23 protein-coding genes are annotated in these 18,682 nt (G+C 63.3%); 2 read left to right on the plus strand and 21 right to left on the minus strand.

The window, feature by feature from the left end; genetic code table 11:
* Positions 1–13 precede the first annotated feature (13 nt).
* From ACCD07_RS01290 to ACCD07_RS01305, 4 genes are all read right to left on the minus strand, one after another.
* Positions 14–961: an alpha/beta hydrolase gene (locus ACCD07_RS01290; protein WP_413446275.1), complete on the minus strand. Its 948-nt coding sequence runs from the start codon at positions 959–961 to the stop codon at positions 14–16.
* Complete coding sequence (locus tag ACCD07_RS01295) at positions 958–1,416, minus strand: GNAT family N-acetyltransferase (RefSeq protein WP_176654466.1); 459 nt, start codon at positions 1,414–1,416, stop codon at positions 958–960. The genes ACCD07_RS01290 and ACCD07_RS01295 overlap by 4 nt, the downstream gene beginning before the upstream one ends.
* An 8-nt stretch (positions 1,417–1,424) precedes the next feature.
* Positions 1,425–2,219 (minus strand): metallophosphoesterase, encoded by a 795-nt coding sequence (locus tag ACCD07_RS01300; protein ID WP_413446276.1) that lies wholly within the window; start codon positions 2,217–2,219, stop codon positions 1,425–1,427.
* Positions 2,220–2,374: 155 nt separating this feature from the next.
* On the minus strand, positions 2,375–2,830 hold the full coding sequence (locus ACCD07_RS01305; RefSeq protein WP_353405313.1) for a nuclear transport factor 2 family protein: 456 nt from the start codon (positions 2,828–2,830) through the stop codon (positions 2,375–2,377).
* A gap of 72 nt (positions 2,831–2,902) precedes the next feature.
* Here ACCD07_RS01305 and ACCD07_RS01310 point away from each other — a divergent pair, with 72 nt between their 5' ends.
* A complete protein-coding gene (locus tag ACCD07_RS01310) occupies positions 2,903–3,511 on the plus strand; it encodes a TetR/AcrR family transcriptional regulator (protein WP_413446277.1) in 609 nt (202 codons plus the stop codon).
* Here the strand turns inward: ACCD07_RS01310 and ACCD07_RS01315 are convergent.
* From ACCD07_RS01315 to rpsF, 8 genes are all read right to left on the minus strand, one after another.
* Positions 3,508–3,873 carry a cytochrome-c oxidase gene (locus ACCD07_RS01315; protein ID WP_176654462.1) on the minus strand — a complete coding sequence of 122 codons (366 nt, stop codon included), beginning with the start codon at positions 3,871–3,873 and terminating at the stop codon, positions 3,508–3,510. The two genes, ACCD07_RS01310 and ACCD07_RS01315, sit on opposite strands and share 4 nt — an antisense overlap.
* Before the next feature lie 142 nt (positions 3,874–4,015).
* Positions 4,016–5,026, minus strand: coding sequence for an inorganic phosphate transporter (locus ACCD07_RS01320; RefSeq protein ID WP_176654461.1), 1,011 nt, complete (start codon positions 5,024–5,026; stop codon positions 4,016–4,018).
* 21 nt (positions 5,027–5,047) lie between these two features.
* Positions 5,048–5,674 (minus strand): DUF47 domain-containing protein, encoded by a 627-nt coding sequence (locus ACCD07_RS01325; RefSeq protein WP_008450935.1) that lies wholly within the window; start codon positions 5,672–5,674, stop codon positions 5,048–5,050.
* A gap of 57 nt (positions 5,675–5,731) precedes the next feature.
* On the minus strand, positions 5,732–7,117 hold the full coding sequence (locus ACCD07_RS01330) for a replicative DNA helicase (RefSeq protein ID WP_176654460.1): 1,386 nt from the start codon (positions 7,115–7,117) through the stop codon (positions 5,732–5,734).
* 121 nt (positions 7,118–7,238) lie between these two features.
* On the minus strand, positions 7,239–7,691 hold the full coding sequence (gene rplI / locus ACCD07_RS01335; protein ID WP_090314782.1) for a 50S ribosomal protein L9: 453 nt from the start codon (positions 7,689–7,691) through the stop codon (positions 7,239–7,241).
* Positions 7,692–7,725: 34 nt separating this feature from the next.
* A complete protein-coding gene (rpsR, locus tag ACCD07_RS01340) occupies positions 7,726–8,016 on the minus strand; it encodes a 30S ribosomal protein S18 (protein ID WP_008450941.1) in 291 nt (96 codons plus the stop codon).
* A 15-nt stretch (positions 8,017–8,031) separates the two neighbouring features.
* A complete protein-coding gene (gene priB, locus ACCD07_RS01345; protein ID WP_176654459.1) occupies positions 8,032–8,337 on the minus strand; it encodes a primosomal replication protein N in 306 nt (101 codons plus the stop codon).
* A 30-nt stretch (positions 8,338–8,367) separates the two neighbouring features.
* Positions 8,368–8,754, minus strand: a complete 387-nt coding sequence (gene rpsF / locus ACCD07_RS01350) for a 30S ribosomal protein S6 (RefSeq protein ID WP_028819549.1) — start codon at positions 8,752–8,754, stop codon at positions 8,368–8,370.
* 240 nt (positions 8,755–8,994) lie between these two features.
* Between rpsF and lexA the strand changes: the two genes are divergently transcribed.
* Entirely contained in the window at positions 8,995–9,633 is a 639-nt protein-coding gene (gene lexA, locus ACCD07_RS01355; protein ID WP_176654458.1) for a transcriptional repressor LexA, read from the plus strand.
* A gap of 33 nt (positions 9,634–9,666) precedes the next feature.
* Here the strand turns inward: lexA and ACCD07_RS01360 are convergent, their stop codons facing one another.
* From ACCD07_RS01360 to accD, 9 genes are all read right to left on the minus strand, one after another.
* Complete coding sequence (locus tag ACCD07_RS01360; RefSeq protein WP_413446278.1) at positions 9,667–10,266, minus strand: hypothetical protein; 600 nt, start codon at positions 10,264–10,266, stop codon at positions 9,667–9,669.
* Between the two features lie 27 nt (positions 10,267–10,293).
* Positions 10,294–11,058, minus strand: a complete 765-nt coding sequence (locus ACCD07_RS01365) for a tetratricopeptide repeat protein (RefSeq protein ID WP_413446279.1) — start codon at positions 11,056–11,058, stop codon at positions 10,294–10,296.
* A 99-nt stretch (positions 11,059–11,157) separates the two neighbouring features.
* Positions 11,158–11,730, minus strand: coding sequence for a hypothetical protein (locus tag ACCD07_RS01370; RefSeq protein ID WP_353405306.1), 573 nt, complete (start codon positions 11,728–11,730; stop codon positions 11,158–11,160).
* 87 nt (positions 11,731–11,817) lie between these two features.
* Entirely contained in the window at positions 11,818–13,062 is a 1,245-nt protein-coding gene (locus tag ACCD07_RS01375) for a cystathionine gamma-synthase family protein (protein ID WP_413446280.1), read from the minus strand.
* 97 nt (positions 13,063–13,159) lie between these two features.
* Entirely contained in the window at positions 13,160–14,683 is a 1,524-nt protein-coding gene (purF, locus tag ACCD07_RS01380) for an amidophosphoribosyltransferase (protein ID WP_353405304.1), read from the minus strand.
* A gap of 39 nt (positions 14,684–14,722) precedes the next feature.
* Positions 14,723–15,211, minus strand: coding sequence for a CvpA family protein (locus ACCD07_RS01385; RefSeq protein ID WP_353405303.1), 489 nt, complete (start codon positions 15,209–15,211; stop codon positions 14,723–14,725).
* An 18-nt stretch (positions 15,212–15,229) separates the two neighbouring features.
* Positions 15,230–16,219 (minus strand): SPOR domain-containing protein, encoded by a 990-nt coding sequence (locus ACCD07_RS01390; protein WP_413446281.1) that lies wholly within the window; start codon positions 16,217–16,219, stop codon positions 15,230–15,232.
* A gap of 22 nt (positions 16,220–16,241) precedes the next feature.
* Positions 16,242–17,528 (minus strand): bifunctional tetrahydrofolate synthase/dihydrofolate synthase, encoded by a 1,287-nt coding sequence (gene folC, locus ACCD07_RS01395; protein WP_413446282.1) that lies wholly within the window; start codon positions 17,526–17,528, stop codon positions 16,242–16,244.
* Positions 17,529–17,707: 179 nt separating this feature from the next.
* The gene (gene accD, locus ACCD07_RS01400) at positions 17,708–18,580 is read right to left on the minus strand and encodes an acetyl-CoA carboxylase, carboxyltransferase subunit beta (protein ID WP_176654449.1); all 873 of its coding nucleotides are present in this window, start codon (positions 18,578–18,580) and stop codon (positions 17,708–17,710) included.
* Between the last annotated feature and the right edge of the window lie 102 nt (positions 18,581–18,682).

Raw genomic sequence — 18,682 nt, forward strand, 5'->3', positions numbered from 1 at the left:
GGGCCGACCTGTGCTACCTGCCCAGCCGGGACGCCAGCGCCGGATCCAGGCTGGACAGGAAACTTTCCACGGCGTCCGTATAGGGGCCGGGCTGGCCCAGCGCTTCGTTGATTTCACGATGGCTCTTGTCCTGCGGCAGCACCTGGGCGCGGATGCCCAGCTTGCCGGCGCCGGAGGCAAAGCCCTGCGATTGCGGACAGGCATCCCGCCGGCGCGACGAGCATACCGCCAGCAACGGCGCACCGCCGGGCTTCAATTGCGCCAGCGGCGAAACGCCCGCCCAGTAGGCGGGATCTTTGCCGAAGGCCTGATCGTACAGCGGAAAATGCCGCTGCTGCATCAATCCAGGCACGTCCATCGCCGCGCTGTCCAGCGACACCGTGCCCAGCCAGGGCGTGGCGCCGCGCGAGATCGCCGCGGACGGCGAGGCAGCCAGCAGCGCCACCAGATGCGCGCCGGCCGAGTGCCCCATCAACACGAATTTATTGCGGTCGCCGCCCCAACCTGCGGCCCCGGCCTGTACCGCCGCCAGCGCGCCGGCGACATCTTCCGCCTGCACGGCGACGCTGGCTTCCGGCAGCAGCCGGTAATTGACGGACACCACGATGATGCCACGCGCGGTCCAGCGCGACACCTTGTTCCGCACCACCTGCGCATTGGCCTTGTCGCCGGTGCGCCAGGCGCCGCCGTGCACCATGAAGATCACCGGCGCGTGGTCGGCCCTGGGCGGCAGGTAGACGTCGTAGCGCTGGAGCCGGCCGGCGCCGTAAGACTGGTCGGCCAGGCGGCGCACGCCATCCGGCAGCGTGAACGGCGCGGCGGCACCCTCCTCTTCGTCCATGTCGCCGCGCGCCTCCTGGGCGGCCGCACGGCGCTCGGCCAGACGGTCGCCTACCGGTCCCGCCGCCTGCGCGGCCAGCGACAGCATCAACATGCCAGTGAACACGCGGCGTTTAGTCATAATTGTTTTTCAAAACAAACGGCCAGCGGGTTGCCGATGTATTTGCCGTAGTTGGCAATCCGGCGATAGCCGTGCTTTTCGTAAAAATCCACGGCGCGGCGGTTGACCAGCCGCGTCTCCAGCCACAGCGCTTGATAGCCCAGCGCGACCGCCTGATCCTCGAGGAAACCCAGCACGGCACTGCCGACGCCGCCGGTGCCGTGGCGCGCATACATGCGCTTGAGCTCGGCCACGCCGGGTTGCAACGGCCGGAAGGCGCCGCAGCCCAGCGCCGCGCCGGCCGCATCGCGGGCCACCGCGAAACAGGCCGTCGGGCCGCGCACATCGTCCGCGTCGAACGAGGCGTTGCCGCTGTCGCCGGTGATCGCCGCCAGCGCTGTCGACAGCTCCGCCATCAGCGCCACCGCATCGGCGGCCCCGGCGTCTTCCCTGGAAATATGTATCGTTGTCTGCATAGCGCAAATTATTGCACAGTACAGATCACCAGTTCCGGATCGGCGTTGATGCGCACAGGCACGCCGCTGCAGCCGACGCCGCGGCTGACGATCAGCTCGCCGTTGCCGCGCACGGGAAAGCGGCCGTAGTGATAGGGACGCGACAGCGGGCCGGTCGGCATCACCAGGGGCGTGCCGTCGCGCAGCGCGATCTGGCCGCCGTGGGTGTGGCCGGCAAAGCCGATGTCGTAGCGTTCGCCGTCCAGCATCAGCAAGCCATCCGGCGCGTGCATCAGCAGCAGGCGCACCGCGCCGGCGCCGGCAAAGGTGGCGGCGCCGTCCGGTTCGCCGGTCCAGGGATCGTCCATGCCGCAGACCGAGACATTGCCGAACGGCGCAGGCAGCGCGACCGCGCGGTTGACCAGCATCTGCACGTCCACGGCCTCGAACAGGCGCGCGATCTCGCCATCGTCGGTCGACAAATCATGATTGCCGAGCACGGCAAACTTGCCCAGCGGCGGACGGCAGGCCGCCAGCGCCGGGCACAACACCGCGGCATTGCCGGCCGGCCCGGAGACATAGTCGCCGCCCAGCAGCAGCAGGTCCGGCTCTTCGGCGGCGATGCTGGCGAATAAATCCGCGAAGATGCCCGGGTGGGTGGGCGCGCCGGCGTGGAAGTCGGACGCAAAGGCGATCTTCAGCGGCTGGGGCAGGCGCAGCTGAACCGGCAGCGCCAGCTCATGGCGCGTAACGCCCAGGCGGCCGTGCAAGCCGCAACGGTAACTCAGGGCGCTGACCAGGCCGCCCAGCAGGGCGATATTCAACAGCGCTTCAAGCTGGTGCTGGCGCCGGGAATAACGCTTATTGCGGGGAACTTTCATGGCAACCGGACAAAACTGGAAAGAGGCGGAATGATAGCGTATTTGGGACGCGGCAGGCCGACAAGCATCGACAGGCCCAGCCAACGCCCGCCAATGTTTCAGGCATCGGCGATCGGCGCGGCGGCCGCTTCGGCCATGCCGGCCGCGGCCATGCGGCGGCAGTAGTCCTCCAGCTTCGCGGTGTCGCAATGGATCACCATCCTGTGCACGCGGCCCCAGCGCAATTCGAATTCATGCACGCCCTGGTTGGAGCCGGTGCTGCCGTCCGGCAGCGTGAAACGGTCCTTCCAGGTCACCGTGGCGACGGTGCGCCACGGCCAGCCGGCGACGGCGATGGCGGCGATGTCGAAGCGCAATCCAGGCAGCAGCCGCGCCAGACGCGCATACCACTGCGCCGTCGACGCCACCGTGCGGCGCTCGCCGGCCAGCGGATGGGCACCGTACATCACATGGCGGTGCGACGCCGCGAATTGCGGCAACACCCGCTCGTACGCTCCCGCGTTAATGTATCCAAAAGCGCGCCGCAGCTTGCGGCCGACAATAAAGTGGTACATGATCGCCCCTAATCTTTACAGTGGAAAGATATGTATAGTGCGATTATATCTTTCCCCTGTCAAGATGACTTTATGACCACTAAACCCTATCACCACGGCAATCTGCGCGACAGCCTGCTCGATGCCGCCGACGCGCTGCTGGCGCAGGACGGCGCGCAGGCGCTGACCTTGCGCGAGGTCGCCAAGGCCGCGGGCGTGTCGCACGCCGCGCCCTATCATCACTTTGCCGGCAGGGAGCAATTGCTGGCCGCGGTGGCGGCGCGCGCCTTTGCCGCGCTGGCGGCGGCGATGGCGGCGGCGAATGACGCAAGCGCGCGCAGCCAGGGCGAGCGGCTGATGGACATCTGCGAGGTGTATGTCGAATTCGCCCGCGCGCGGCCGGCGCAGTTCCGCCTGATGTTCGGTCCCATGCTGGCGCAAAAGTCCCGCCATCCGGAGTTGAAGCAGGCCGCCGAGGCGGCGTTCAATGTGCTGGTCTCGGCGGCCACCGCCTTCGATGCGGCGCGCGGCCCGGAACTGGCGCTGACCGGATGGAGCCTGGCACACGGGCTGGCGAACCTGGCGATCGACGAGGCATTCACCGACCTGCCGGTCGAGGTTCCGCCGCCGTCCGTGCTGGCGCGCGCGATGGCGGCCAGGATGCTGGGGCTCGACCAGCCCGGCGAGACGATGCGCAGCTAGTCTTGCGTGTAACGCCACAGGTTGACGGCAAAACAGATCACGCCAGTCGCCAGCGTCACCGACGCCAGGCCCAGCAAGGGAGCGACCGCCGTGCTGCCGTTCAGGAACAGCGCCAGCGAAATCATCTGGACCGGCAGCGCAACGTTGTAGAGCCAGAAATGCGCCTTGGCCAGCCGGGTAGCGGCAGCCGCCGGCACGCTGCGATAAAACAGCCCGAACAGCGCCAGGCTGACCCAGCCGAGCAGGTTGACGTGCGCATGGACCGGGCGCATGACGAAGTCCTGCGACGCCGCCATGACGATGCCGAGCGCGATGCCGGCGAGGAAATACACAACGGCGATACGCAGAAAGCGATTACCCATGAAATTCTCCTCATTCGCATGATAGGCCGGCGGCGCCGGGCGCCATCATGCTGACACGAAGGAGTTGTCAAGGCAATAAGCAAGTCGCATGAGCTGGTTTTTTTACAACGGCGAAAAAAAGGGAGCCGAGGCTCCCCTTGTTTTACATGATGTGGTGACCGACCCACCAGGCCAGCGCGGCCACGAAGGCCGAGGCTGGAATCGTGAACACCCAGGCCCAGACGATGTTGCCCGCCACGCCCCAGCGCACCGCCGACATCTTCTGCGACGAGCCGACGCCGACGATGGCGCCGGTGATGGTGTGCGTGGTCGAGACCGGGACGCCGAAGTGCGAGGCGATCAGCAGGGTCAGCGCGCCGCCGGTCTCGGCGCAGAAGCCGCCCACCGGTTTGAGCTTGGTGATCTTCTGGCCCATGGTCTTGACGATGCGCCAGCCGCCGAACAGCGTGCCGAACGAGATCGCCGTGTAGCACGACACCACCACCCACAGCGGCGGCGCCGCTTCGCCGGCCGGCACCTGGCCCACCGCGATCAGCAGCATCCAGATGATGCCGATGGTTTTCTGGGCGTCGTTGCCGCCGTGGCCGAGGCTGTACGACGCGGCCGACACCAGCTGCAGCCGGCGGAACCATTTGTCGACGCGGCGCGGCGTCGAGCGCACGAAGATCCACGACACGATCAGCATGATGATGGAGCCGAACACAAAGCCCATCAGCGGCGACAGGATGATCCATTGCACCGTCTTCAGCAGGCCGCCGCCGACCAGCGCGCTGGTGCCGGACTTGGCCACCGCCGCGCCCACCAGGCCGCCGATCAGCGCGTGCGACGACGACGACGGGATGCCGTAGTACCAGGTGAACAGGTTCCACGCGATGGCGCCGACCAGCGCGCCGAAGATCACGTACTGGTCGACGATGCCCGGGTCGATGGTGCCCTTGCCCACCGTCGAGGCGACGTGCAGGCCGACCACGAAGATCGCGGTGAAGTTGAACACGGCGGCCATGGCCACGGCGGTCTGCGGCTTGAGCACGCCGGTCGAGACCACGGTCGCGATCGCGTTGGCGGCGTCGTGGAAGCCGTTCATGAAGTCAAACACCAGCGCCAGGGCAATCAACAGGCCCAGCACGTAGATGCTGATTTGTAGGGTATGCATGTTTTGGACAGTTCTTTGTAATTATGCGTTTTCGACGATGATGCCTTCGATGATGTTGGCCACATCTTCGCAACGGTCGGTCACGGTTTCCAGGATTTCGTAGATGGCCTTCATCTTGATCAGGTTGCGCACGTCCGGTTCGTCGCGGAACAGCTTGGACATGGCGGCGCGCATCACGTGGTCGGCGTCCGACTCCAGGCGGTCGATCTCTTCGCAGATGGCGACGATCTGGCGCGAGTTGTCCATGTTGTGCAGCAGCGCCACGGCGTCGCGCACCTTCTCGGCGCAGGCCAGCACCAGCTCGGCCAGGCGCTTGGCTTCCGGCGTGACCGAATGCAGGTCGTACAGCGAGACGGTCTGGCCGGCGTCTTCCAGCAGGTCGAGGATGTCGTCCATGCGGGTGATCAGCTTGTGGATGTCGTCGCGGTCGATCGGCGTGATGAAGGTCTTGTGCAGCAGGTCGACGGTGGCGTAGGTGATCTTGTCGGCTTGCTTTTCGATCGACTCGATCGCGTGTACGCGGTTTTCCAGGTCGTCGAAATTGGACATCAGGCCCAGCATCTCTTTTGCACCTTTGACGCACAGGTCGGCGTGTTGGTTGAACAGGTCAAAAAATTTGCCCTCGGTGGGCATCAAGCGTCCAAACATGTCTTTCTCCGTTTATTAATTTGCTGCGGGCGCCGGCCTGGTGGGCCGGCGTAAAGATTAGTCGCCTTGGTACAGCGCCAGATTACCGACGTAGTTACCAAACTTGGTGTACTGGCCGATCCAGGTCAGACGCACCGCGCCGATCGGGCCGTTACGCTGCTTACCGATAATGATTTCGGCCGTTCCTTTATCGGGCGAGTCCGGATTGTAGACCTCGTCGCGATACAAGAAGATGATGACGTCCGCGTCCTGCTCGATAGCGCCGGATTCGCGCAAGTCGGACATGACGGGACGTTTGTTGGGGCGTTGCTCCAGCGAGCGGTTCAGCTGCGACAGCGCGATCACCGGGCACTGCAGCTCCTTGGCCAGGCCCTTGAGCGAGCGCGAGATCTCCGAGATTTCGGAGGCGCGGTTGTCGCCCTGGGTCGAGCCGGTCATCAGCTGCAGGTAGTCGACGATGATCAGGCCCAGCTTGCCGCACTGGCGCGACAGGCGGCGCGCGCGGGCGCGCATCTCGATCGGGTTCAGCGCCGGGGTTTCGTCGATGAACAACTGGGCGTCGTTCATCTTCTGGATGGCGTGCGTCAGGCGCGGCCAGTCCTCGTCGTTCAGGCGGCCGGTGCGCAGGCGGTGCTGGTCGAGCTGGCCGACCGAGCCCAGCATACGCATCGCCAGCTGGGCGCCGCCCATCTCCATCGAGAAGATCGCCACCGGCAGGCCGGCCTCGATGGCGACGTTTTCGCCGATGTTGACGGAGAATGCGGTCTTGCCCATCGACGGACGGCCGGCCACGATGACCAGGTCGCCCGGCTGCAGGCCGGAGGTCATGCGGTCGAGGTCGATGAAGCCGGTCGGCACGCCGGTGATCTCGGACTGGTTTTCACGCGAGTACAACTCGTCGATGCGCTCGACCACCTGGGTCAGCAGCGGCTGCACGGCGGTCCAGCCGGCGGCGCCGCGGGCGCCCTGCTCGGCGATGGCGAAGATCTTCGATTCGGCCTCGTCGAGCATCTGCTTGACTTCCTTGCCCTGCGGGCTGAACGCCTGGCCGGAAATCTCGTCGGCCACGGTGATCAGCTGGCGCAGGATGGAACGGTCGCGCACGATCTCGGCGTAGCGGCGGATGTTGGCGGCCGACGGCGTGTTTTGCGCCATCGCGTTCAGGTAGGCCAGGCCGCCGACGTCCTCGGCCTTGCCCAGCTGGGTCAGGGTTTCAAATACGGTGATCACGTCGGCCGGCTTGGAGCCGTTGATCATCTTGACGATCTGCTCGAAGATGATGCGGTGGTCGTAGCGGTAGAAATCTTCCGGATGCATCATGTCCGCGATGCGGTCGAACGCGGCATTGTCGCGCAGCAGGCCGCCGATGACGGACTGTTCTGCTTCGATGGAATGCGGCGGGACGCGGAGTGAATCTACTTGCGGATCGGAAGGGGCGTTCATGGCGCGAATTATACCTGCTTGTTTGTGCCATACTACAAAATTATGACGAGAAAAAAGCCGGGCTAGCCCGGCTTTTTTCTCGATGTTGCAAGCTTGGCAGGCGTTGCCGCCCGCTCAAATCTTAGGCAGCTTCGCCTACGACAGCAACGGTCACTTCCACCACCACGTCGGTGTGCAGAGCAACGCTCACCGGGTGCTCGCCAACGGTCTTCAGAGGACCGGTAGGCATGCGCACGGCAGCTTTTTCAACGGCGAAACCAGCTTTGGTCAGCGCTTCAGCGATGTCGAAGTTGGTGACGGAGCCGAACAGACGGCCGTCAACACCAGCTTTTTGCGAAACGTTCACGGTCATGCCGTTCAGTTTCTCGCCTTGGGCTTGCGCGGCGGCCAGTTTGGCGGCAGCAGCTTTTTCCAGTTCAGCGCGCTTGACTTCGAATTCAGCAACGGCCGACGCGGTAGCGCGGCGAGCCATTTTTTGCGGAATCAGGAAGTTACGTGCGTAACCGTCTTTAACTTTAACGACTTCACCCAGGTTGCCCAGGTTGACGACTTTTTCTAACAGAATGATTTGCATAGTTCTTCTCCAGGATCTTATCTAGACTACGCAATTAAGCGTGGTGCAGATCGGTGTAAGGCAGCAGCGCGAGGTAGCGGGCGCGCTTGATTGCGGTGTCAACTTGACGCTGGTAGTGCGCCTTGGTACCGGTCAGACGTGCTGGCATGATTTTGCCGTTTTCCTGGACGAAGTCCTTCAGGGTGTCGACGTCTTTGTAGTCAACTTGTTCAACGTTTGCTGCGGTGAAGCGGCAGAACTTCTTACGTTTGAACAATGGGTTTTGTTGCTTGCGCTTTTCTTTCAGCTTGAGCTTGTTTTTGTCGAACTTTTTACCGAATGCCATTTTAGGCTCCTGTATTTAAATTGAGCTGTCTGGGACAGCACTAAAATCAATGATGTGAAACACCAGGCTTTTGCTATTGCGATTCTTCTTGTTCAGAAAACCGGTGAACTGATACATGCCTGCCAGTGGCGCCTGACTGAAGCGGCCTGAAATCTCGCCCGCGGCAACCGCGGAAATTTCAAACTCGCTCAATCGGGCAATGCCCGCCTCCATCTGCTGCGACCGGTGCTGCAGGACAGCGTTCACGATCGGCATGCCGGCCGGGGTATAGCGCAAGGCGTCCCGTTCGGCGATCAAGGCGATGAATTGGCTTACATTCACTGGAGCTGATTCAGCCCGGTTCTGAAACAATTAGGCCGCAGGAGCAGCAGCGGCTGCTGGAGCTTCGGTGCGATGCGATTTCGCTGCATCTTCACGTTGTACCGACTTCATCATCGGCGAAGGAGCGGTTTCCGCTTTCTTCATCTTGACGGTCAGGTGACGCAGCACGGCATCATTGAATTTGAAGGCGGTTTCCAGCTCGACCAGGGTCTCGTTGTCGCATTCGATGTTCAGGCAGATGTAGTGTGCTTTAGCCAGTTTCTGGATCGAGTAAGCCATCTGACGACGGCCCCAATCTTCAACACGGTGCACGGCGCCGCCGCGGGTCGTTACGGTGGTTTTGTAACGCTCGATCATGGCGGGCACTTGCTCGCTCTGGTCCGGGTGGACGATAAATACTATTTCATAGTGACGCATGCAAACTCCCTTAAGGACTGTGAATATAGCCCACCCTGGCGTCAAGACAGGTGTGGGAAGAGGTAAGCCCGCGACTATATCAGCTTTTGGGCCAAAAAACCAGCCCCGGCCCGCCGCCGAAATTCCCCGCCCTATGAGGCCGCATGAATTTATTTCGCGCAAAGCAACAAATCCTCTTGCATTTCCTCTCACACTGTACAAAAATACAGACTGTCTATATACACAGGCCCAACGGACTCTATGATCAAGCTCACCGCACGACAGGAACAAATTCTCAATCTGATCAAGGATGCCATCGAAAACACCGGCTTCCCGCCGACCCGTGCCGAGATCGCCAATGAACTGGGCTTCAAATCCGCCAACGCGGCCGAGGAGCACCTGCAGGCGCTGGCGCGCAAGGGCGCGATCGAGATCGCCGCCGGCACCTCGCGCGGTATCCGCCTGCTGGGCGTGCATGCCGAGCCGGCGATGCCGAAGGTGCCGCCGTCGCTGATGATGTCGCTGCCGCTGATCGGCCGCGTGGCCGCCGGCTCGCCCATCCTGGCGCAGGAAAACCTGGAAACCAGCTACAGCGTCGATCCGGCGATGTTCTCGTCCAAGCCGGACTACCTGCTCAAGGTGCGCGGCGAATCGATGCGCGACGCCGGCATCATGGATGGCGATTTACTTGCGGTGAAGAAGGTGGACAGCGCCAAGAACGGCCAGATCGTCGTGGCCCGCATCGGCAACGACGTCACCGTCAAGCGCTACCGGAAGACGGGATCCACGGTGGAATTGTTGCCGGAGAATCCGGACTTCAAGATCATCAAGGTCGATCCGGAAGCGGACGAGTTCGCGCTGGAAGGCCTGGCGGTCGGCCTGATGCGCAGCTGGCACTAAGTTCGCGCCAGCTACCCGGACGCCGCTATGGTCTTAGCGGCGGTTGTCCGCGGTCGGACGCTGGCCAGGCATGGCGCTGCCGACAACGTAGGAAGCCATGCCGTTGTCGCTGTTGTTGACCGAATAGTAGTTCTGTTTGAAGTGCTTGACGTAGCTCGGGTCCTTCAGGAATTCCGAGGTGGCCTGCGCCCACAACTCCGCCTTGACGTCCAGCGCCTGCGCCTTGCGCTGCATCTCCATGGCGATCTCGGTATAGGCCATATCCATGCGCGTGGCCGCGACCTTGCGCTCGGCATCGGTCATCACCGCCGCCACGTCGGCCGGAATGGCTTTGCCGGCCGGCAACAAGGCGTTATAGCTGCCGATGAACTGGTTGTAGCACTCACTCCATTCAGCGATATTGTTACGCACCTGCTTGACGCCGTCGCGGGAAGCGGAATGGGAGGGCATCGCCGGCTCGGCGCAGTTGGCCTTGGCGGCCAGGTCGGCACCGTCGTAGCGGCTGGTGTAATAGTCGATGTCCGCCTGGTGCGCGCGGCGCTTGGCCACGATCTGGTCCACATCGGTCGTCCCCGCAGCCCAAGCCTGCGTGCCCATCACCATCATCAGACCAGCAATTATTGCAACTCTCATCGTTTACTCCCGGTTATCACATCGTAGTTATTTGGTGCTCTTGCCCATGATAGAACTGCCGACCCGCATGTTCTGGTCCCAGTTCTGCTGCTGGTCGGTTTCCGCCTGGCGCTGGGTCAGCGCGTTCTGGCTGCGGGCGCTGGCGGTCTTGACGTACTCGGTGGTCTTGGCTTCCCAGGCTGCCTGCGCCAGGTTCACGCTGTCGGCCTGCTTCTTCGCATCGGCGCCGGCGGCCGCGTAGGCCTGGTCCATGCGCGCGATGGACTGGGCAAATTCGGCATCCGTCATCAGGTTGGGCAGGTCGGCCGGGATTGCCTTGCCGGCTGGCAGCAGGCTGTTCAGGTTCTTGACGAAACCGTTGTAGCAGGCCAGCCAGGCGTCGACGTTGACGCCGACCGCCTTGATGTCCCTGGCATTGGTGGACATCGCTGGAATGTCCGGCTTGACGCAGTTGAACTTGCTCAGCGTAATATCCGAGCCGTCGTACTTGTTGGCGTAGTAGTCGATCTGGCTCAGCTTGGCCTGGCGCTGCGGCGTCATCTGCAAGGCCGCCTTGGCGTCGGCCACGCCCGCATCGGCGGCCTTCTTGAACAGCTCGTCGCCCTTGGCCATATCCACCGCCGTGCCTTCGCCGTACCAGTACAGTTCGCCCATGTGGAATTGCGCGACGGCGTTGCCGCCGGCGGCCAGCCTGGCGTAGATCGGCAGCGCGCGGGTGTAGTCCTTGGCGGCCATCAACTTGTCGGCATCGGCCAGCTCATCCGCCAGCACGCTGCCGCTGACCAATACCATGCACAACCCGATTATCGACGAAGCTTTCATGTCACACCTTTTTAGTTATAGTCTGAAAAACCAAGTGTATAACCAAACTTAAGGATTTGGCAAAACAATTCAGTGCTTGACCGCCAGCGTGGGCACCGGACCCGACGCGCGCGCGGTCGAGGCGCCGTTGCGGGCCTCGGTCTGCTGCACCAGGGCGACCTGCTGCGTGCGGGCGTTCTCGGTGGCGACGAATTCGTTGGTCTTGGTTTGCCAGGCTTCGCGGGCGGCCATGATCTGGTCGGCGCGCTGCTTGCCTTCGGCGTAGACGGCGGCGTAGGCGTGATCCAGCCGGGACAGTGCTTGCTTCAACTCGTCGTCCGTCATCAGGTCGACCAGATCGTCCGGAATGGCTTTGCCGACAGGAAGCACGTCGTGCAGTTTTTTGACGAAACCGTTGTAGCAAGCCATCCAGGCGTCGATGCCGGCGCCGACGGCCTTGATGTCCTGCTTGGTTTCGGAGCGGGTGGGAATGTCGGGCTTGACGCAGTTGAACCTGGCCAGCGCGACATCGGCGCCGTCGTAGCGCTGGGTGTAGTAGTCGATGTCGGACTGGCGGGCCCTGTGCTGGTCACTCTGCAGGTCTTCGGCCTGGACTGCGCCGGCCGCGGCCAGCGTTAACGCAAACACCAAAGCAGTTTTCATTGTTCCGCCCCTTGGCTTTAAATATATTAAAGCCAAGTGTATAGAAAAAGATAACTGCGCACAAATATTCAAATGTGCAGTTTTGTATCAGCAGCCTTCCAGCGCGCAGGCGAAGTCGTCCAGCAGATCGTCGGCGTCTTCGATGCCGACCGACACCCGTATCAGCGATTCGGCGATGCCCATCGACGCGCGGCGCTCGGCGCCCATCTCGTAGAAGATGGTGTGGGCCACGGGAATCACCAGCGTGCGCGTGTCGCCCAGGTTGGACGCCGGAATCGCCAATTTCAGGCGATTGAGGAAATCGAAGCAGTCGATGCCGTCCTTCAGCTCAAAGCTCAGCAGCGAGCCGTAACTGCGGAACAGCTCGGTCGAGATGCCATGTTGCGGGTGCGACTTCAGCCCCGGATAGTGAACCGCGGCGACGCGCTCGTCCGCCTCCAGCATCCCGGCCAGCGCCAGCGCGTTGCTGCTGGTGCGTTCCATGCGCAGCGCCAGCGTTTCGGCGCCGACGGCGATGTGGTGCGCCGCTTCCGGCGCCAGCGAGGCGCCGAAGTCGCGCAGGCCCTTGGCGCGGATCTGCGCCAGCCCCCATTGCGCGGGCGCGGCCTTCTTGTAGTTCTCGTAGATATTCGGGAACCTGCTCCAGTCGTAGACGCCGGTGTCCGTCAGGCTGCCGCCCAGCGCGTTGCCGTGGCCGCCGATCGACTTGGTCAGCGCATTGATCACCAGGCCGGCGCCGACCGATTTCGGACGGAACAGATACGGCGTGGTCATCGTGTTGTCGACGATGTAGAGGATGCCGCGCTGCTGGCACAGTTCGCCGATGCGCCGCAAATCCGCCACCTGCGTGCGCGGATTGGCGATGGTTTCGACGAACACCACGCGGGTCTGGTCGGTGATGGCGGCGGCGACGTTGGCGACGTCGGTGGCATCGACGAAGGACACGGCCACGCCCTGCCCCATCGTGGTCTGCCACAGGCTGTTGGTGTTACCGAACAGGAAGGCCGACGACACCACGTGGTCGCCGGCGCGCAGCAGCGACTGGAACACGGCGCCGATCGCGCCCATGCCGGTGGCAAAGCACAGCGTGCCGACGCCCTGCTCCATCTTGTTGACCTTGTCTTCCAGCGCGGAGATGGTCGGGTTGCCCTGGCGGCCGTAGCGGAAACCCGGCTCCTTGCCCTGGAACACGGACGCCAGCTGGCGCGCGTCGGCGTAGCCGAAGGCGACCGAGGTATGGATGGGCTTGTGCAGCGAGCCGTGCTCGATGCCTTTCAGGCGGTCGTTGTGCAGGATGGTGGTGGTGAAACCGTAGTTTTTCTTGTCGTTCATGTGCATTCTCGCACGTCGTTCCCGCGCAGGCGGGAACCCATAGAACGCGAGCACGCAGGCTCAGTATGGATTCCCGCCTGCGCGGGAATGACGAAGGTTAGGCTTCGGTGACAGCCAGGTTCAGGTTCAGTTGCGAGCGGCCCGCGTCTTCCGGCGCGGCGGCCTTCGGATGGTGGCGCGCGTACTCCAGCTTGTCCAGGTAGTCCTTCGAGATGTCGCCGGTGACGTAGACACCGTCGAAGCACGAAGCCTCGAAATTCTTCAGCGCCGGATTGACGTCCGAGATCGCCCGTTTCAGCGCGTCGATGTCCTGGTAGACCAGGTGGTCGGCGGTGATCTCGCGGCACACTTCCTCGGTGGTGCGGCCGTAGGCGATCAGCTCGTCGCGGGTCGGCATGTCGATGCCGTACACGTTCGGGTAGATCACCGGCGGCGCGGCCGAAGCGAAGATCACTTTCTTCGCGCCCGCTTCGCGCGCCATCTGCACGATCTCGCGGCTGGTGGTGCCGCGCACGATCGAATCGTCGACCAGCAGCACGACCTTGTCCTTGAACTCGGAGGCGATGGCGTTGAGCTTCTGGCGCACGGATTTCTTGCGCGCGGCCTGGCCCGGCATGATGAAGGTGCGGCCGATGTAGCGGTTCTTGATGAAGCCTTCGCGGTACTCGACGTTCAGCGCCAGCGCCAGCTGGATCGCGGCCGGACGCGACGAATCCGGAATCGGCATGACCACGTCGATCTCGCCGTCCTTGAATTCGCGCTTGATCTTCTCGGCCAGGTACTCGCCCATTTTCAGGCGGGTGGCGTAGACCGAGGCGCCGTCGATGACGGAATCCGGACGGGCCAGGTAGACGAACTCGAACACGCAAGGGTTGAGCGACGGATTGTCCGCGCACTGGCGGCTGTGCAGCTGCTTGTCGGCGTCGATGAAGACGGCCTCGCCCGGCGCGATGTCGCGCACGAAGCGGAAGCCCATGCCTTCCAGCGCCACCGACTCGGAGGCGATCAGGTATTCGGCGCCCTGCTCGGTTTCGTTGATGCCCAGGCACAGCGGACGGATGCCGAACGGATCGCGGAAGGCCAGCAGGCCGACGCCGGCGATCTGCGCCACGGCAGCGTAGCCGCCGCGCACGCGGCGATGCAGCACGGTCACGGCTTCGAAGATCGTGTCGGCGTCGATCGAGATGCCGGTGGTGGCTTTCTGGATTTCGTGGGCCAGCACGTTCAGCAGCACTTCCGAATCGGAATCGGTGTTGATGTGGCGGCGGTCGTTCTGGAACATTTCCTTTTTGAGCTGTTCCCAGTTGGTCAGGTTGCCGTTGTGCGCCAGCGTGATGCCGAACGGCGCGTTGACGTAGAACGGCTGCGCTTCTTCCTCGCTCGACGAGCCGGCCGTTGGGTAGCGGCAGTGGCCGATACCGGAATTGCCTTGCAGCGTACGCATATTACGGGTACGGAAGACGTCACGAACGAGGCCGTTGGCCTTGTGCATGGCGAACATGCTGCTGTGATTGGTCGCGATACCCGCCGCATCCTGGCCGCGGTGCTGCAGCAGCAGCAGCGCGTCATACAGCAGTTGATTGACAGGTTGATGGGATACGACGCCGACGATGCCACACATGATGTTGCTCCTGGACTTGGTGCTACGGATTTAAAGAATTCAAAAATTTACATGCTGCGCCATGGCAGCGGGAAGGAAGGCTTTCACCATATGCGCCCCGGTCTCCGCGAGCGGACTCAATAGCGCATTCTTCCAGAATGCCTGTTGCGGTATCGACGTCATCCCACACAAGATGACGCCGGCCAACACGATTACAAGGCCGCGGCCGAAACCGAACACCATGCCCAGCAAGCGGTCGACCAGCCCGAGGCCGCCGGCATCGAGCAAGGCGCCCAGCGCCATGCCCAGCAGGCCCATTAAAATTCGCACGCCGATAAACAAGGCGATAAAGGCCAGGATCAGACGCAGCACTTCGCCCGGCACCACCGGCGGCAGCAGCTGCGCCAGCGCGGCGGCGTAGGCGTTGGCGACCACGAAGGCCACCACCCAGCCCGCCAGCGACAGCACTTCCTTCACCAGTCCGCGCATCATGCCGATGATGACCGACGCGACCAGCACGAAAATCACCAGGTAATCAAAAATCGTCACGTCGGGCAGCCGGCTGGATCAGACGGTTTCGAGACGGCCGTTCAAGCCCATCGCGGTCAGCTTGGCCTTCACTTTTTCTGCCTCGTCCCTGCTGGTGAACGGCCCCACGCGGACGCGGGTCACCTCGCCCGACGGCGCCTTCTCCGTGAAGGAGTTGATGCCGGCTTTTTTCAGCTTGTCGCGCAGCTCATCGACCTTGCCCTTGTCCGACAGCGCGGCCACCTGCAGCACGAACTTCTGGCCGGACTCGGCGGCGGCCGGCTTGGCGGCGCTCTTGCCTTCCAGGATGGCCAGCGCGCGCGCGTCTTCCGACGTCGCCGCCGGTTTCTCGGCTTGCTTGGCGGCCTTCGCCTCGGCCAGCTTGCGTTCGGCGTCGGCCTTGGCCTTCGCTTCCGCCTTCACCTCGGCCTGCTTGCGCTCCAGTTCCTGCTTGTAGTCGGCGTCCTGGCGGGCCTTGGCTTCGTTGTCGGCCTTGTTCTTGGCGATCTGGTCGGCCTTGGCCTTGGCTTCGGCCTTCAGGTCGGCTTCGTGCTTGGCGGTGTCAGGCTTGGCAGGTGCGGGCGCTGGCGCGGCAATGGCCGGCGACGGTTTCACGGCCAGCTTGGCGTCGTCGACGATTTCTTCCTTGCTGTCGAGCGCGGCGCTGTTGGCGACGGGGGCGGCGGCGGGGGCTTCGGCAGGCTTGTCCTTGGACGGAATCTTGATTTCAATGTCGGACGCCAGCGGCTTCGGCTCGGAATCGAGCACCATCGGCAAGCCGATCGCCACGCCCAGCGCCAGCGCGATGGCGCCGACGAGACGGCGGCGCGCACGTTTCTTTTCCGGCAACACCGGATCGTCGGCCTCGTTGTCCCGCGAACGGCGGGATTTGGCGTTGCCATCGGCCGACGAGGCGCGCTTGGAGCGCGCGCGCTCCGACATCGCCTGGTCATCTGCGCTGGTGTAATAGCCGCTGTCTTGCGCAGCAGTTTCTTGCTTGTTTTTACCGAGTTTCGAGAACAAGCCCATGCGTGATTTCAGTCCTGTGCGTTCAATGGAATGAGGATTTTCGCGTCGCCATGACGCCGGCGACCGTGAGGAAAGATCCAAAGACCACAATTCTATCATTCTCCCCGGCCCGGCTGATCGCATTTGCGTAGGCTGAGGCCGGATCTTCGAAGATATTGATGGTGCGCTCCGCTTTGTCGGCTTGCACAATTTGCACTTTTGCCGCCAGTTCGGAGGCGCTGGCCGCGCGCGGCGACGGCAGCGTGGTCAGGCACCAGTGGTCCACGTGCTCGGACATGGCGGCGACCACGCCGTCGATATCCTTGTCGTGCATGGAGCCGAACACGGCATAGGTGTAGGGATGGAAGCCCATGTTGCCCAGGTTCTGGTTCAGCGCCGAGGCGGCATGCGGGTTGTGCGCGACGTCCAGGATGACGGTCGGACGGCCCGGCAGCACCTGGAAGCGGCCCGGCAGCTCCACCGTCACCAGGCCGGTGCGCACTTCCTGCGCGCCGACCGGCAATTCCAGCTTCAGCGCCTCCAGCGCGGCCAGCGCGGCCGAGGCGTTGAGGATCTGGTTGGCGCCGCGCAGGCTCGGATAGGCCAGCGAGTTGCGCCGCTGCGAGCGGCCGCCGTAGTTCCACTGCTGCTTGTCGCCGGAATAGTTGAAGTCGCGGCCCATCAGCCACAGGTCGGCGCCGATGGCCGCCGCGTGGTCGATCAGCGATTGCGGCGGCACCGGGTCCGAGCAGATCGCGGTCCGGCCGGGACGGAAAATGCCGGCCTTCTCGAACCCGATCGCTTCCCGCGTGTCGCCCAGGTAATCGGTGTGGTCGATATCGACGCTGGTGACGATGGAAACGTCGGCGTCGACGATGTTGACCGCGTCCAGGCGGCCGCCCAGGCCCACTTCCAGGATCACGACATCCATGCCCGCGCCGGACAGCAGATGCATGATGGCCAGGGTGGTGAATTCAAAATAGGTCAGCGTGGTGTCGCCGCGCACCGCCTCGACGGCGTTGAAGGCGGCCACCAGCACCTCGTCGCTGGCCAGCTCGCCGTTGACGCGGGCGCGCTCGTTGAAATCGAGGAAATGCGGCTTGATGTACAGGCCGACCTTGTAGCCGGCGCGCATCAGTATCGATTCCAGCATGGCGCAGGTCGAACCCTTGCCGTTGGTGCCGGCCACCATGATGACGGGGCAGCTGAAGCTCAGGTTCAGGCGTTCCTTGACGGCGAGAACGCGATCCAGACCCATGTTGATGACGGTTTCGGCATGGCGCGATTCAAGCAGCGCAAGCCAGGCGGGCAAAGTAGTTGGGTTCGACATGATGGTGGCTCAAAAGTGAAAACGGCGCGCAGGCCGGCATGATAGCCGATTGCGCGCCGCAGCGTCGGGAAGCGAGGGCGGTTGCTTCAAAATGAGCGCAGCAAGGCGCGGCGGCGAAGACAGTGCGTTAGCACGGCGAGACGCCGCAACGCCGCTGCGGTCGTTTTGAAGCGACCGCCTTACGCGATCACTTCGACGGCTTGATTCTGCAGCAGAGCCAGCAGGTGGGCGATTTCTTCGCGCATCTTGCGGCGGTCGACGATCATGTCGACGGCGCCCTTGGTGACCAGGAACTCGGCGCGCTGGAAGCCTTCCGGCAGTTTTTCGCGCACGGTGTTTTCGATCACGCGCGGGCCGGCGAAGCCGATCAGCGCCTTCGGCTCGGCGATGACCACGTCGCCCATGAAGGCGAACGAGGCGGACACGCCGCCCATGGTCGGGTCGGTCAGCACGCTGATGAACGGCAGCTTCTTGTCGGACAGCTTGGTCAGCATGGCGGTGGTTTTCGCCATCTGCATCAGCGACAGCAGGCCTTCCTGCATGCGGGCGCCGCCGGTGGCGGTGATGCAAATGAACGGCACCTTCTGTTCCAGCGCCACTTGCGCGCCGCGCACGAAGCGCTCGCCAACCACGGAGCCCATCGAGCCGCCCATGAATTCGAATTCGAAGCAGGCCACGACGACCGGCATGCTCATGATGGCGCCGCCCATGACGATCAGCGCGTCGGTCTCGCCAGTGGCTTCCATCGCCTGCTTGAGGCGGTCAGGGTATTTCTTGCTGTCTTTGAACTTCAGCGTATCGACCGGCAGCGTGTCCATGCCGACTTCGTAGCGGCCGCCGGCGTCGAGCAGGCTGTCGAGGCGTTCGCGCGCGCGGATGCGCATGTGATGGTCGCATTTAGGGCAAACGTGCAGGTTCGATTCCAGATCGGTGCGGTACAACACGGCTTCGCAGGACGGGCATTTGACCCACAGACCCTCGGGCATGGTCTTGCGCGCGGCAGCGTCGGAACGCTGGATTCGTGGGGGCAGCAGTTTTTCCAACCAACTCATAAATTCTCCTTGCAGCTAACTTTGTGGCCGAAGTGTAGCCGTTTCTCGCCCCCCTGTCGAACTTTGCAGTACAACAATTTTTAAACTTCGTCATGGAATTGA

Origin of the sequence: Duganella sp. Dugasp56, assembly GCF_047304105.1 — a bacterium.
GTDB lineage: Bacteria > Pseudomonadota > Gammaproteobacteria > Burkholderiales > Burkholderiaceae_D > Rugamonas > Rugamonas hordei.